This is a genomic window from Corynebacterium felinum (genome assembly GCF_030408755.1).
GTDB lineage: Bacteria > Actinomycetota > Actinomycetes > Mycobacteriales > Mycobacteriaceae > Corynebacterium > Corynebacterium felinum.
Map to the genome: position 1 here is coordinate 964,454 of NZ_CP047209.1, position 14,935 is coordinate 979,388.

Annotated in this window: 14 protein-coding genes; 6 read left to right on the forward strand and 8 right to left on the reverse strand. The window is 54.4% G+C overall.

Annotation, left to right across the window (positions count from 1 at the left end; genetic code table 11):
* Positions 1-4: 4 nt before the first annotated feature.
* Positions 5-904 (forward strand): hypothetical protein, encoded by a 900-nt coding sequence (locus CFELI_RS04255; RefSeq protein WP_277105664.1) that lies wholly within the window; start codon positions 5-7, stop codon positions 902-904.
* 200 nt (positions 905-1,104) lie between these two features.
* Here the strand turns inward: CFELI_RS04255 and CFELI_RS04260 are convergent, their stop codons facing one another.
* Positions 1,105-1,506, reverse strand: a complete 402-nt coding sequence (locus CFELI_RS04260) for a DUF5997 family protein (RefSeq protein ID WP_277105665.1) — start codon at positions 1,504-1,506, stop codon at positions 1,105-1,107.
* A gap of 19 nt (positions 1,507-1,525) precedes the next feature.
* On the opposite strand from CFELI_RS04260, the gene CFELI_RS04265 reads away from it, so the two are divergent.
* Positions 1,526-2,299, forward strand: coding sequence for a LysR family transcriptional regulator substrate-binding protein (locus CFELI_RS04265; RefSeq protein ID WP_277105666.1), 774 nt, complete (start codon positions 1,526-1,528; stop codon positions 2,297-2,299).
* A gap of 92 nt (positions 2,300-2,391) precedes the next feature.
* Positions 2,392-2,949, forward strand: a complete 558-nt coding sequence (locus CFELI_RS04270; protein WP_277105667.1) for a GNAT family N-acetyltransferase — start codon at positions 2,392-2,394, stop codon at positions 2,947-2,949.
* A gap of 85 nt (positions 2,950-3,034) precedes the next feature.
* On the opposite strand, the gene CFELI_RS04275 is transcribed toward CFELI_RS04270, so the two are convergent.
* On the reverse strand, positions 3,035-4,582 hold the full coding sequence (locus tag CFELI_RS04275) for an MDR family MFS transporter (protein ID WP_277105668.1): 1,548 nt from the start codon (positions 4,580-4,582) through the stop codon (positions 3,035-3,037).
* 49 nt (positions 4,583-4,631) lie between these two features.
* Entirely contained in the window at positions 4,632-5,276 is a 645-nt protein-coding gene (locus CFELI_RS04280) for a TetR family transcriptional regulator (RefSeq protein ID WP_277105669.1), read from the reverse strand.
* A gap of 365 nt (positions 5,277-5,641) precedes the next feature.
* On the opposite strand from CFELI_RS04280, the gene CFELI_RS04285 reads away from it, so the two are divergent.
* Entirely contained in the window at positions 5,642-6,310 is a 669-nt protein-coding gene (locus tag CFELI_RS04285) for a GntR family transcriptional regulator (protein ID WP_277105670.1), read from the forward strand.
* A 132-nt stretch (positions 6,311-6,442) separates the two neighbouring features.
* On the opposite strand, the gene CFELI_RS04290 is transcribed toward CFELI_RS04285, so the two are convergent.
* Positions 6,443-7,837, reverse strand: coding sequence for a class II fumarate hydratase (locus tag CFELI_RS04290; RefSeq protein WP_277105671.1), 1,395 nt, complete (start codon positions 7,835-7,837; stop codon positions 6,443-6,445).
* Positions 7,838-8,412: 575 nt separating this feature from the next.
* Positions 8,413-9,420: a class II fructose-bisphosphatase gene (gene glpX, locus CFELI_RS04295; protein ID WP_277105672.1), complete on the reverse strand. Its 1,008-nt coding sequence runs from the start codon at positions 9,418-9,420 to the stop codon at positions 8,413-8,415.
* A gap of 221 nt (positions 9,421-9,641) precedes the next feature.
* On the opposite strand from glpX, the gene CFELI_RS04300 reads away from it, so the two are divergent.
* On the forward strand, positions 9,642-10,214 hold the full coding sequence (locus CFELI_RS04300; protein ID WP_277105673.1) for a DUF4245 domain-containing protein: 573 nt from the start codon (positions 9,642-9,644) through the stop codon (positions 10,212-10,214).
* Positions 10,215-10,693: 479 nt separating this feature from the next.
* Here CFELI_RS04300 and CFELI_RS04305 read toward each other — a convergent pair whose 3' ends face one another.
* Both CFELI_RS04305 and xseA read right to left on the reverse strand, forming a co-directional pair.
* The gene (locus CFELI_RS04305; RefSeq protein ID WP_277105674.1) at positions 10,694-10,957 is read right to left on the reverse strand and encodes an exodeoxyribonuclease VII small subunit; all 264 of its coding nucleotides are present in this window, start codon (positions 10,955-10,957) and stop codon (positions 10,694-10,696) included.
* Between the two features lie 98 nt (positions 10,958-11,055).
* Positions 11,056-12,282 (reverse strand): exodeoxyribonuclease VII large subunit, encoded by a 1,227-nt coding sequence (xseA, locus tag CFELI_RS04310; protein ID WP_277105675.1) that lies wholly within the window; start codon positions 12,280-12,282, stop codon positions 11,056-11,058.
* Between the two features lie 38 nt (positions 12,283-12,320).
* On the opposite strand from xseA, the gene CFELI_RS04315 reads away from it, so the two are divergent.
* Positions 12,321-13,274 (forward strand): 4-hydroxy-3-methylbut-2-enyl diphosphate reductase, encoded by a 954-nt coding sequence (locus CFELI_RS04315; RefSeq protein WP_277105676.1) that lies wholly within the window; start codon positions 12,321-12,323, stop codon positions 13,272-13,274.
* 452 nt (positions 13,275-13,726) lie between these two features.
* Here CFELI_RS04315 and CFELI_RS04320 read toward each other — a convergent pair whose 3' ends face one another.
* On the reverse strand, positions 13,727-14,926 hold the full coding sequence (locus CFELI_RS04320; protein ID WP_277105677.1) for a DUF6542 domain-containing protein: 1,200 nt from the start codon (positions 14,924-14,926) through the stop codon (positions 13,727-13,729).
* Between the last annotated feature and the right edge of the window lie 9 nt (positions 14,927-14,935).

The window sequence follows — 14,935 nt, forward strand, 5'->3', positions numbered from 1 at the left end:
CAGAATGCTCTTCCTAGTTCTCTCCCTCGCAATCATCGCTGGATACGCCCTCGGCTGGCGGCTCGGATTACAACAAAAACGCGAATTCATCTATGCCGCCACCCAAGCAGCAGCCGAACAACTCGCCCCAGAACCAGACACCACAACGACCCCTCCAACTCCACACAGCGCCACCGACTCTGCACCTGAATCCGAGCCCAGCGACCACGCACCTGCGCGCGCCGGGGCGGAACGAGAAAAAGGTGTTGATGGCACTACCGTTGCGCCAGATGGGGCCGCGGAGGCTGCGAATCAACCCGTTTCCACCGTCAGTGCGGAAGAACTGGAAAGCATCAAGCATGAGCTTGCCCAAAATATGGGAGCGTATGGAAGCGAACTAGGCTTTGAGCCCGATGAGATTAGGCTGAGTGAAAGTGCACTCTATCGAGCGCAACATTTGGGGATGACCGAAGACCAATTGCGATCTGCTGTGGCGAACAGCACCAGCTGGATTCGGGAGGGTGATAGCTTCCGCTATAAAGCCGAAGGCTTCGACTTCATCGTCGATATCGACCGGACTGTGGTTCTGAAAGTCTTTCCCGCCGATAAGCACAGCGCTACCACTGCTCAGTCGAAGGCGAATCGAGTGCAACGGAAAGTGGTGCGCAAACAACGGAAGAAGAGACTCAAAGCAGGCCCCAGCCAGCGAGGACCGTTACCCTCCACGCCGAAGGAAATGAAGAAGCTACTCGAAAGCCGTGGGTTTGTGGTTGCGTTAGGCAAAAAGCATTACTCGGTCACACACCCCGATCAGCGGGGAAAACGGATGACCATGCCCTGTACCCCGGAAGATGTTCGGTGGAGTGAAAATTTCCGCTCCCAAATGCGCATGGTTTTTGGCATTGATTTACGAGACGTCAACTAACAGCTTTCTGGAAGACTAACCCAAAGAACCCCGCACGCGAGAGAAACCCGAACGAGACCACGAACGTTTGTGGTCAATGTTCAAAAACATTGCATACGCTGGGGTGAATAAGAAAAACCCTGCTTTCATACCTTTCCTCACTTTAGCTGTGAGATGGTGGAAGGAATGAAAAGCAGGGCAGTGTTTGCCTTAAAGGATACTTAGTCCTCGGTAACCTCGCAGTCACCTTCGGCGCGCGCCTGAGCAAGCTGGGTGCGTGCAGTGCGCAACCATTCAGGCTGGTTGGCAAGCAGCTCCTTGATTTCGGCAGTGGTCAAAGGCTTGTCCATATCATTGCGCTTCAATGCGGCAATGGTGATGCCGAGCTTCTGCGCCACAACAGGGCGTGGGTGTGGGCCGGTGCGTCGCAATTCCTGCAGCCACTGCGGAGGGTTGGTTTGCAGCGCAACGAACTCGTCATGACCAAGGGCGTTGTTCTGGAACTCCTCTGGCGTGGCTGGCAAATAGATGCCAAGCTTCTTCGCGGCGGTTTGAGGCTTCATGGCAGTTGCCGAGGCTAAAACCGCGGGCTGGGTACGTACAGATTCTTCATTCACAGCCATAACGGTACCATTAACTACTATGTTGAGTTTAAGCTTCGTCACGGGTACGGAACCCGATAAGTGGTTCAATCGTTTCACCGAACGCACCCGACACGGGGAAATTAGCTCCGTAGCCAGCGACGATGCGACCGCACTGGTCATTACAGGCGAAGCTGAACTCGGGCTCGTGCGCCTGCCCGATCAACGCATAGATTCCAGCTTCCACGTCGTTGAACTTTATGAAGAGCAACCAGGAATCGCACTGCCCAAAGAACACGAACTTTCGCTTCTCGACGCCCTCACACCCGAGGACATCACCGAAGAGATCGTCCACTGCCGCATGTCCGCAACAACTGGCGTAGACGTGGCACAGCTGCGCACCCACCTTCAGGTGGTGGCAGCCAATGTTGGTGTGGCCATCGCCCCCCGCCCGCTGATCAAAACACTTTCAGCCAAGCAGATCGAACACCGCCCTTTCCACAGCTCTCAGATCCAACCCACACGCATCGCATTGGTGTGGAAGAAAGACAACGACTCCGAAGCGATCCAAGACTTCGTGGGCATCGCCAAAGGACGAACCCCCAATTCTTCGCGCCAAGCCCAGCCGAAGAAAACAGCGCGGGAAAAAGCACTCGCTAAGCAACGACGTCGACAAGCAAACAGCGCACAATCAGCACCCACAACCACACACGGGGCTGAGAAAAAGACCAGCAAAACTACAAAAAACACCGCAGGCAAAGCAATCGCAAAAACCAAGCCCCACCGTAGTGGAAAACACACACCCAAGCGTGGAGGCAAACGCGGCGGGCGCTAAACACAATTCACAACCGCAGCCTGTGATGATTTAGACCACGATCACAGGCAGCGAAGTGAAAAATCGGTGATCTTTCGGTAGAACTGGGGAACATGACACACCCCGACTTTCACATCCGACCACTGCGCCGCACCGACTACGGGCAAGTGCAGCACATCTATCTGCAGGGGTTAGAAACCGGCCACGCCTCCTACGACACCGAAGCACCCAGCTGGGAAAAATTTGAAAACTCCAAAATCCCCGGCACCATGTTCGTCGCCTGCGAAAACGCCGACGACAATAAAATCCTCGGCTGGATCACAGCCGCACCCATCTCCTCCCGCAGCGTCTTCCACGGCGTCGTCGAAGACTCCATCTACATTCACCCCGACGCACGCGGACGCGGAGTCGCAGGGGCATTGCTCGACACCCTCATCGACACCTGCCAAAGCATGGGCAAATGGGCCATCCATTCGTGGATCTTCCCCGAAAACACCGGATCAGCCAGGCTGCACACATCCCGCGGATTTGAAAAAGTCGGAACCCTACGCCACCTCGCAAAAATGACCTACGGGGAGATGGCAGGACAATGGCGCGACACCGACATCTACGAAAAACTCCTGCCCAAACCTGACATCAGCAACGAAGAAGCAGCAGCACTCACCTCATAACCCCCAGCGCACACAACACCCCCTTGTTCATGATCACAGTAAAACACGTGAGCACGAACAAGGGGGTGTGAGGTTAAAGCGACAACTACGCAGTTTCGCGCAGCGTGTTTTCTTTCACGAAAAGCAACACGAACATCGCAACCAAGCTCAGCGGAGCCAGCATAACGAAGACCGGAGTCAACGCATCGTTGTAGCTTAAGCCAATCGCATTCTGCAAAAGCTCAGGCAGTGAATCAACCATGCCAGGGGTCAAGCTATTACCGCCACCTAGCTGCTGGGCAAGAGCGGGATCACCGATCTGCGCCAACGCCTGAGGAACATTCACAGCCAACTTGTCATGCAGGTGCGAAATGAACATCGAACCGACCAGAGCCGAACCCACAGTGCCTGCAACCTGGCGGAAGAAGTTATTCGCACCCGTAGCAACTCCCACCTGTGCGAGTGGGAAAGTATTTTGCACAATCAGCACCAAGATTTGCATGCTCATGCCCAAACCCATACCCAAAATAGCCAGATACAAGCCGAACACAGTAAGAGAAGTCTCAGGAGTCAGCGAACCCAGAAGGAAAAACGCACCAGCCATAACAATCTGACCCACGATGGGGAAAATCTTGTACTTACCAGTGCGAGTAACAACGTTACCCACAACAATCGAGGTGACGATCATGCCCAACATCATCGGGATCAACATCAAACCAGCATTTGTTGGGCTCATGTGATGCACCATCTGAATGTAGGTTGGCAGATAAGCCATGGAGCCGAACATCAACACACCTACAGCAATGCCCGCAAGGGTCGTGAGCGTGAAATTGCGGTAGCGAAACATTGACAGCGGAATCAGAGGATCGGCAACACGCAGCTCCACAACAATCAGCAAGGCAGTAAAAGCAACACTGACAGCAATCAGGCCCAGAATGATTGGATCGGACCAGTCATACTCATGTCCACCCCAGGTCACCACAAGCACGAGCGCAGTCGTGGCAATAGCCATGGTTGCAGTACCCATCCAGTCCAGGCTGAACTTCTGCTCTTTTCGAGGAAGATGAAGGAAGTACATGATGGCACCAATAGCAATGAGACCAAGTGGCAGATTCAGCCACATACCCCAGCGCCAGCCAGGACCATCAGTGAACCAACCACCCAATACTGGGCCGAGCACACTGGAGACACCAAAAACAGCACCCATGATGCCCATGTACTTGCCACGGGTACGCGGAGTGGTGACTTCAGCAGTGATAGCTTGCGACAGAATCATCATCGCGCCACCGGCAATGCCCTGTAAAGCGCGAGCAGCAATCAGCACACTCATATTGGTGGCGCAAGCGCCCAGTACAGAACCGAGGACGAAAAGGGCATTTGCCCCAATGAACAAAGGCTTGCGGTCAAGCAGATCGCCAAGTTTGCCAAAAATGGGTAAAGAAATAGTCTGCCCCAAAAGGAAGGCTGTGATCACCCATGACATGTGGTTGATACCACCGAGCTCACCAACAATGGTGGGCAAGGCGGTTGCAAAAATCATTTGCCCCAACGAGCTCATGAACGTCGAGAGCATCAAAGCCGCGATGATCACACCAACGGAACGAATAGGGGCGGAAGGGGAAAGTGGACGTGTATAAGTAGCGTCGTCACTCATAGTGGCGACGGGAGTGTTCGTATTCGTAGTGTTTCCTTAGAAAGAGAAGTTAAGAAAGGATGCTGCGAAGCATCTCAAGGGATTCCCGACACATATCAAGAAGCTCACAGTCGTTATCAGGGGAGAGCCACAAGCGGAAACCCTGGCGAACCGCTGAGGTAGCCATGAGAACAGTGGCTAAAGCCTCCTGAAAAATCTTATCCTCGCTGAGCTTGCGGCATTCAGGGTGAACCGTGAGGTAATCGACCGTCAATGCGACGAGAGCTTCAAAGACTTCGTATTGCACGTAATGGGTGTCGAGCCCAATAGTTCTATCGGCGAGGCGAATGCGCTTGCGCCTTTCGACCAGGTCGGCGACGTCGGCAGAGCTTAAACTCTTTTTCTCCATCGCAATGACATCAATGACAATGAAATCAATCAGGGCAAGCACGAGGTTATCGTGTTTGGTGTTTTTAAACTTCTCGCGAACCTCTTCGCCCGGCATGGCAAGGGGGCTGCCAAGGACTGCTGTTTCTTTAGAATCCACATAGTTAAAGAATGTGCGTTTCGAAATCTGGGCTGCGGCGCAAATATCGTCGACTGTGACGTTCTTAAAACCGCGTTCTTCGACGAGTTTGGTCGCATGCAATTCAATGGCTGCGAGAGTCTTGCGACGTTTTAATTCCCTGAGAGGAATGTGTTCATTGCTGGTCACTGATCCAGTAAAACACAAAAAGTGCACTGAGTGCAAAAAGTTACCTAGTGAATGAAAAGTGCTTCCGCGTGTGCACGGGGGATGGTGATAGTGGAAGGCTATTTGGAGCAAGGTTGCAATAAAGGTGCACAAGTGTAGTGCTATACCCTTACTGAATATCTTTTGCAACAAAAATGAAAGGGTGGGGGTAGTGGGGGTAGGGCCTAAGGTTGTGGTATCAACTATGCGGATGGTGGCATTAAAATAAGAACACCTGTAACGAAAGGGTTGCTACAGCGATGTAAGAAGAAGATTGCACACATTGCTTAACGGCCTAAAGTTGCAGTTGATTACAGGTTTCTCAGGAGACGGAAGCGACATTGAAAATGCAACGCCACACAACCCGCGCACGCACAGCAGCGGAAGCACTTTCTCAGAATCTTTCACGATCGATTCTTGACGGTGAACTGAAACCAAACCAGCAACTCTCTGAAATTGCGGTTTCTGAGAAACATGGAGTATCACGCAACACACTTCGTGAAGCATTCCGTCTCCTCATTCAAGACGGACTCTTAGTGCACTACCCAAACCGGGGCGTGTTTGTACGATCATTCACTCCCGACGATCTGCACGACCTCTACCAGTACCGGCGCGTCTTTGAAACAGCCTGCTTGCGTGAAATTTTTAGCCGCACCGATTCCGCCGATCGCTGTCTTGCTGCCATGCGCACAGCGTGTGAGCACGCGTCCACTGCGATTGCTGTGGGGGACTGGGACGATGTGGCCATTGCCAACAACCGGTTCCACCTTGCTATTTTCGAATCGCTCGAAAATGAACTGATGCTCCACAGAGGGCAGAACATTCTGGCTCTGTCACGCTTGGTATTCATGACGTCTGGGCAAAATGAGAGCGTTCACGGGCCATTTATTAAAAAGAATCAGGTCATTTTGTCGCTCTTGGAGCAAGGAAAGGTTGAAGAAGCTGTGGATCTTCTCAGCGACTATATCGACGGCTCGCGAGACAACATGGAGAAACTGTTAAGCAATCGAGCATAGAAAACCTACCTCCACAAGTATCAACGCCCCCACCTTGCCATTCTGCAAAGTGAGGGCGTTGCTTATGCGACAGATACATGCGCCGCACACACGATGACACTCGTGTGCGCGGCGTTGAGCGCTTATGCGTTATTAGTCGCGATCGGTGTTGGCCATTGCCAGCACGTCGAGGCGCTTATCCAGCTCTTCCTCGGTGAGCTTCTCGCCATCAACGAAGCCCATGTCGATAACAGTCTGACGGATGGTCTTGCCTTCCTTCAGTGCAGTCTTAGCCACCTTGGCTGCGTTCTCGTAGCCAATTGCGGAGTTCAGAGGGGTCACAATCGAGGGGGAAGACTCGGCCAGAGTCTTCATGCGCTCCACGTTAGGCTCGATGCCATCAACCAGCTTGGTAGCGAACTGGCGAGCGGTATTCGCAAGCAGGGAAGCGGACTCCAGCACGTTACGAGCCATCACTGGGATGAACACGTTGAGCTCGAAGTGGCCCTGGGAACCGGAGAATGCCACAGCAGCATCGTTACCGATAACCTGCGCTGCAACCTGGGTAGCGGTTTCGCACAGAACTGGGTTGACCTTACCTGGCATGATGGACGAACCTGGCTGCAGGTCAGGCAGGTGAATCTCAGCCAAACCGGTCAGAGGGCCGGAGCCCATCCAACGGATGTCGTTAGCAATCTTGTTCAGGGAAACAGCAATGGTGCGCATAGCACCGGAGAACTCGACCAAGCCGTCGCGGTTAGCCTGCGCCTCGAAGTGGTTGACGCACTCCTTCAGCTCGGAAATGCCGGTGAGCTTCACCAGCTCAGCGGTGACCTTAGCGCCGAAGTCAGCTGGGGTGTTCAGACCGGTGCCCACAGCGGTACCGCCGATTGGCAGCTCGCCCAGACGTGGCAGGCAAGCCTCAACACGCTCAATGCCCGCTTCGATCTGGCGTGCGTAGCCACCGAATTCCTGGCCCAGAGTTACTGGAACAGCATCCATCAGGTGGGTGCGGCCGGACTTGACCACGTGCTTCCACTCTTCAGCTTTCTTAGCCAAGGACTCGTGCAGAACCTTCAGGCCTGGGATGAGATCCTTGATGGCAGCTTCAGTAGCTGCAACGTGGGTAGCGGTCGGGAAGGTGTCGTTGGAAGACTGGCCCATGTTGACGTGGTCGTTAGGGTGTACCTCCACACCGTTAGCCTTCGCGATGGATGCGATGACCTCGTTGGTGTTCATATTCGAGGAAGTGCCAGAGCCGGTCTGGAATACGTCGATCGGGAATTCAGCGTTGTGCTTGCCGTCGGCGATTTCCTTAGCGGCTGCGATGATGGCGTCGGCCTGCTTCGCATCAAGCAATCCGCGATCCTTGTTCACCTGGGCGCAGGCTGCCTTCAGCAGGCCCATGGCGCGGATCTGTGCGGCTTCAAGGCCACGGCCGGAGATGGGGAAGTTCTCGACGGCACGCTGGGTTTGTGCACGCCAGAGGGCGTTGACGGGAACCTTGACTTCACCCATGGTGTCGTGTTCGATGCGGTACTCAGTCATAAACGTTATCCAACCTTTGAAAAACTGTCGAGAGCACGAAGCGTACAGGGATACGTGTGTGTATGTGCAAGCGTGCTCAAACTGTGCGGCTTTGTCAGTGTGCGTACATCATCGCTTTGGAAAATCCCGTGAAGGAGGTAGTCCTTGCAGCAAGTATTCCTTTGCAACCGTTCGTGTTCCTCGAGGCCAACTCAAGAAGTGGCGTTTTCTGGCGGGAACTGCAAGAAAGAGAGGGGGTACGAAAGTGAAGCGGGGGAATAGGAGGTGCTGTTAGGGGGAATTTTTCTGCGGGCGATGTGTGCCCAACACTATCCAAGTATGTACTAAAAATCTCGTCAAGTGTGGCAAAGGGGCAAAGAAACTCCACACAGTGAAATGAATCACCTTTACAGTAGGCTTTGGTGCTGGCCAGCGCCTATTTTCTGCCACATCAACAAAGTTGTGCGGGAGATGACAATTGTGTGCGAGCTCATGGCCACAGTGCCACAGGGAAACGCAGGTTTCCCAGGGTGCACCCCCACTGTGTGCACGTGCGAGAACACACGAGGGGGTACACGTGCATTTATGCGGGGGTGTTACACCTTAGGGGTGTAATCAACAACGGAGTATTCCTGCAGCTTTGCCAGCTTGTGCACCGATTCGATGAAGCGCACAGTGCCGGACTTGGAGCGCATGACCAAGGAGCGGGTGGTTGCGCCGTTCTTGCGGTAGGAAACACCGCGCAGCATATCGCCGTTGGTCACACCGGTGGCAACAAAGTAGCAGTTATCGGAGGCGACCAAATCGTGGGTGCCGAGCACGCGATCAAGATCGTGGCCTGCGGCACGTGCCTTTTCGGCTTCTTCCTGATCCTTTGGCGCAAGCATGCCTTGGATTTCGCCACCCATGCACTTCATCGCGCACGCGGTAATGATGCCCTCAGGGGTGCCACCAATGCCCATCATCATGTCGACAGAATTGGACTCCTGGGCAGCTGCAACAGCGCCCGCTACGTCACCATCACGGATGAGACGAACCTTCGCGCCAGCCTCGCGGATGTCACGGATCAGGTCATGGTGGCGAGGACGGTCAAGGACAACCACGGTGACGTCGGAGTTGGAAATGCCCTTGGCTTTAGCCACTGCCTGAATGTTATGGGCAACTGGTGCGGTGATATCGACCATGCCGACTGCCTCAGGGCCGACAGCGAGCTTGTTCATATAGAACACTGCGGAGGGGTCGAACATGGTGCCACGTTCTGCTGCTGCGAGCACGGAAATAGCGTTCGGGCGACCTTCTGCCATGAGGGTGGTGCCGTCGATGGGGTCGACTGCGATATCGACCTCTGCGCCTTCACCGGTGCCAACTTCTTCACCGTTGTAGAGCATTGGGGCTTCGTCTTTTTCGCCTTCGCCGATAACTACGACGCCGTGCATGGAAACGGAGTTGATTAGCTTACGCATGGCATCAACTGCGGCCCCGTCGCCCTCATTCTTTTTGCCTCGGCCTACCCAGCGCCCGGATGCGAGTGCGGCTGCTTCGGTGACTCGGACGAGTTCAAGAGCGAGGTTGCGATCTGGGATACCAGAGTGGAGTTCAGACATGGAAAGCTTAAGCCTCCTTGATTTATGGGCGGATTTTTCTACCTGCGCGTTGTGCATACCTTCATTGGTGTGCGTTCGGCTCCCTATATTGTTGCATTCCCATCGAAGTAGTGCCGGATTCTTCGCCCCCAATTAGGGGTGATTTTGGGGTTTTCTGAGACTGAAACCATAACGTCGGCTTTTGCTTTGTGTGTGCTTCAAATCGTGGAATACTGGTTGCCATGGCGGAAGAGAAACCAAGAATTTTTCAGTCGGGTCGCGATATCGTGCTGTCCTTGTCAGCAATTATTGTGGTGATGGCGGTGACGGTGGGTTTTACGGGCATGTGTTCCTATGGCCGTGGGAACCCAGAGTTCGGCCCGGTGCAGGAGGTTGATGCTTCCGTTTTCTTTGGGCTGGAGGCTCGTGCGATGAGTTTCCCCGTGCGCTTGCCGGAAGCACCTGAGGGGTGGATTGCAAATTCGGCTCGTCGTACAGCTGTGAAAGGTGAGCCTGCACCCGTCGTTGGTTGGGTTGTGGGCAAGACCGGTTATGTGCAGATGACTCAGACGAGTGTATCGGTGAAAGATGTGGTGGAGAATTTCGATGAGCATCCCCGCCAGCTCACTGACTCTTATGATGTCGAGGGCATTAAGGTTGAGCTTTTCCATTCGGATGAGCGTGACGTGCGTGACCTGCGCATCATTGATCTTGGTGATGTTCGTGTTGTGTACACCGGTGCTGCAACGCAAGCGGAGTTTAATGACATTATTGCGCGCACGATTAAGGCGCAGCCGCTGCCCTCGTCCTTGTGATCTCCATAAGGCAAATGCCCTGCACTTGGCTTCAGTGCTTGTGAAACTGCTGTGAAGTAGCAGGGTTTTGTGATTCGCTTATTTTGCCGCAGATGTGAAATGCACGAGTAATACTTCGCGCGCGAATGTACCAGCAATATCTCGCCTGCGTTCGGTTGTGTCACTGCGCAATTTCTCACTCAGCGTGAATACTCAACTAAACCGAAACCAACCGCAATCGTGACTATTCCTTCACACGGCAAGGTCGAGAAACCTCACACACAAGTGCAAACGATTTCGCGTCTAGTGTTCACTTTGAAGGAATCGCGATACGATCGGTTGGGAGGAAGAACCAAGTAACACACAGCTCAAGGGGAGCTCAAGAGCTCGTGGTACTGGAATAGTCGCAATAGTGCCACGACACCTTCACAAGGTCAGTGCCATGGCCATAGCGGCGTGAAAAAAGAAACTAAATACTCCACGAAACTAAATGCTTCAGCCTAAGCGTTGGTGCTAGAGGTGGTGTTGTGTGCGTTCACTGCCTGCTCAACACGCAACGCCGCACCAGCTAAGTGCTTTTCACAATGGGCGGCGAGAGCTTCGCCACGTTCCCAATACTTTAACGACTCATCCAAACCCATCTGGCCCAACTCCAAAATGCGCACGACTTCAACAAGCTCATCGCGTGCTTGTTCATAGCTCAACGACTCCACTGGGCTGAATGCATTCTCGCCGGTACCTTGACCAAAAACATGAGTAGACATAGCTAAAAAAACTTCCTTAACAATCAAACTGCAACTATAGCGGGCGTATACGCCCCACGCCCGACACAACTAGGAATTACAAGACCAAAGACTCGAAACTAATGCGCGGGTTTCGTTTGCATCGCAGCCGCGGTGATCGAACCATCCGATACACGAATACGCAATTGCGAACCGGGCGGAGACTGATCAATACCCATCACAACCTCAGGTGGAGTGCCATCCCGCGGAATAACCTGCACCACAGCATAACCACGCGCTAAAGTCGCGGACGGGCCCAGCGCGGAAACCTGATTGCGCAATGCCGCAACCTGAGTGGATTCAGCACGAAGCCTATGGCTTATCTCCCTGCGGCAGGAAGAAATCGCGCGCTGAATCTCTTCGCGGCGCACCTGAATCGGCAACATGGGATCAGCCAGCACGGGCCGGGAACGCAACGCTGTGAGGTTGTCTAACTCACGAGAAACCCAACCCCGAAGCGCTTGAATGGCGCGGGCGCGCAGCTCAACAATCAGCGCGCGCTCCGCGACAACATCAGGAACCACCCGCTTAGCCGCATCTGTTGGGGTAGCCGCGCGAAGATCGGCGACATTATCCAAGATTGGATTGTCGGGTTCATGCCCAATCGCAGAAACCACAGGCGTGTTCGCCGCAGCAACAGCACGCTGCAACGCTTCTTCCGAAAACGGCAATAAATCTTCCACCGACCCGCCACCACGGGCAATGATGATGACATCAACGAAAGGATCTGCGTCTAATTCCTGCAAAGCCTGAACAATCTCCGGAACTGCACGAGCGCCCTGCACCGCAGTATTTATCACCGTGAAACGCACATCTGGCCAGCGATTATGGGCCACCGAAAGAACATCCCGCTCAGCAGCGGAACCGCGGCCGGTAATCAACCCGATAGTGTTGGGCAGGAAGGGGAGTGGTTTCTTGCGGTCGGCGTCGAAAAGCCCCTCAGAAGCTAGTTGTTTGCGCAACATTTCAATGCGCGCAAGCATCGCCCCCAAACCCACCTGGCGGATCTCAGTGACGCATAAAGAAAAACTGCCCCGACCCTCGTAGAACGAAGGCTTACCTAGCACGACCACACGATCGCCCTCGGCGACGTCGGCAAGCAACTGAGTAGGGCATGTAATCTGCACACTCGCCTCAACTTCAGGGTCGCGCAGCGTCAGGTAAGACAGCTTCCAATTCGGATTCGCCTTATATTGGGTGATTTGCCCTTCAACCCAGACCTGGCCCAGACGCTCAATCCAGCCCTTCACTTTGGAGTTGAGCTCACGAACCGGCCAAGCCGCCTCAGGCGTGGTAGTAGCTGCCACTTCGGGTAAGTTCTCCTTTTGGATTAGGATGATAAATTATGACTTCTTTCAAGAAAGTGCTTCTTGCTGCACCCCGAGGATACTGCGCCGGCGTCGACCGCGCAGTCGAAACCGTCGAACGTGCACTAGAGAAGTATGGCACCCCAGTCTATGTTCGCAAGGAGATCGTGCACAACCGCTACGTTGTGGACACCCTCGCTGAACGCGGCGCCATCTTCGTCGACGAAACCTTCGAGGTCCCAGAAGGATCGCACCTCGTTTTCTCCGCACACGGGGTCAGCCCCGCAGTGCATGAAGAAGCCGAACGCCTCTCCCTCAAAACCCTCGACGCCACCTGCCCACTCGTGACTAAGGTGCACAACGAAGTCAAGCGCTTCGCCCGCGACGGCTACCAAATCCTGCTCGTAGGACACGAAGGACACGAAGAAGTCGAAGGCACCGCCGGCGAAGCACCAGACATCACGCATCTTGTCGACGGCGTGGAAGGCGTGGACAAACTACCAGAGTTCCTGCAGCACGAAGAAAAGCTCGTGTGGCTGTCCCAAACCACTCTCTCCGTGGACGAAACTATGGAGATCGTGGACTTGCTGCACAAGAAGTACCCGCAGTTGCAAAACCCACCGAGCGACGACATTTGTTACGCCACCCAAAACCGCCAGGTGGCGGTGAAGGCGATCGCGGAGAACGCTGACCTTGTGATCGTGGTGGGCTCCCAAAACTCCTCCAATTCCAAGCGCCTAGTGGAAGTGGCACTGCAAGCAGGAGCAAAAGCCAGCTACCTTGTGGATTTCGCGCACCAAATCGACGAAGCATGGCTTGAAGGCGCAAACACCATCGGTATTTCTTCCGGCGCGTCCGTGCCTGAAATCCTTGTGCAAGAAGTGCTCGCATTCCTCGCCGAACGCGGCTACACCGAGGTTGAAGAAGTCCGCACCGCAGCAGAGAAGATCACCTTCGCACTCCCACGCGACCTGCGCGTACCCCGCAACTAAACTCTCAAGAGAATGAAGCCCCCTTTTCAGCACACAGTTGACACATACGTGGAAACCTTGTTGAGGCTACAAGGGGGCTTTTGCCTTCGAAATCACTGTGTGCGAAGAGAAGAACACCTCGCTAAGGTGCACAAAGCACACAGAAACACGGAACGAACCTCCATTCCTGCATTCGACTCATCAGCACACCTTGTGGGGGATTAGCACCACCTGCCCGCCAATGCCCCACAGATGTAGTAAAAAATCGGCTCTATTACGACTAAAGGAGCAGCAGAGTTTCCTCCCATGAGGTGCGCACAGTTGCACTGTGCTGATTTTAAGCAACGCATGAGAAGCAAGAACACTTCTGCAGGAAAAAGACTCAAACTGCGAAACCGCCGACTCCCCACAGCCCATACCTGAACAGGGATGAACTATGGGGAGTCAGGAAACGCAACTGAAAACTGCACGGTCTAATCAGAGTACAAATCATCATCGAAACGGGAACGACGCTTTGGTGCCTGCGTCGTTTTCTTCACCACCCGCTTAACTGGAGGTTTTTGTCCCGCACGCACCTGGCCTTGAGCTGGAGTTCCAGGGTTTTTCCGAACAGCTTTTTTGACGCCAGGTTTTGGTTGCGCCGACTGCTGAGGCACCCGCTTTTTTACCACAGGCTTAGGGGGCAAAGCAGACCCAGCAGCTGCTGACTGCGAACGAGGCTGACGCACAGGGCGTGCAGGCTGTCCCTCCCGTTGAGGTCGTGCCGCAAAAGTTTCTGTACGTGGCTGCGCACTAGTAGCAGAACGACGCTGAGCCTGTTGGGCGTTAGGCCGCTGTGAACGTTGAGCCTGCTGGCCTTGCTGGGCAGCAGGACGCGGTGTGCGTTGAGGCTGCTGACCTTGCTGGCTTTGCTGGGGGTGAGGTCGCGGTGAACGCTGAGCCTGCTGGCGCACCCGAGGCCCCTCCGTAGCCTGCTGCGCCTGCGGCTTTTTGCGAACTGGACGTGGAGGAGCAACAACCTCTGCGTTCGGGGCGGCAGGAGAGGGCGTCGACACGCTCGACTGCAGTTTCCGGCTACGACGCGAACCTTTCCGGTTACGCTGCAACAACTCCTCCACAGTCACGGACTGGGCATCATCAGCAGCAGCATGGCGCACCCGTGAACGTGCCCGAGTTGCTTGCTCCACCGTCTGCTCATTGCGAGTCGAAGCCTCACGCCGAGACTGCAACTCACGCTCATGCGCAGCTTTCGCATTATGTTTATGCAAAGCCAAACGCAACCCCGAAATCACAGCTGCAGCCAACGTACCTACCGCAAGCACAGGGAAGTGCTGCAACAAAGGATAAATCGTAGTAATTTTTTGGGTTGCACTGAGGCCACCCTCATGATTACCAGAACCCATCTCCACCAAAAACCAGCCACACACCACGATGGCAATGCTGAACAAAAGCGGGATACTCGCAACCATCAAAAACAGCGCACGTGGCTCCGTAAGTAGGGACACAAGCACCACAGTGGCCAGGAAAACCCCTAAGAAAGCCCAGCCCAGAACACCTGAGCTGGTAGTAAACACAACCCCTGCGCTGAGACCCGCCACAAGCGCAGCAAGGGAAAGCCACAGAGGAATGCCATAAAAGGGTGCGGCCTGAGATTTGGGGCTAAGAGTAGACACGTTTGTAAA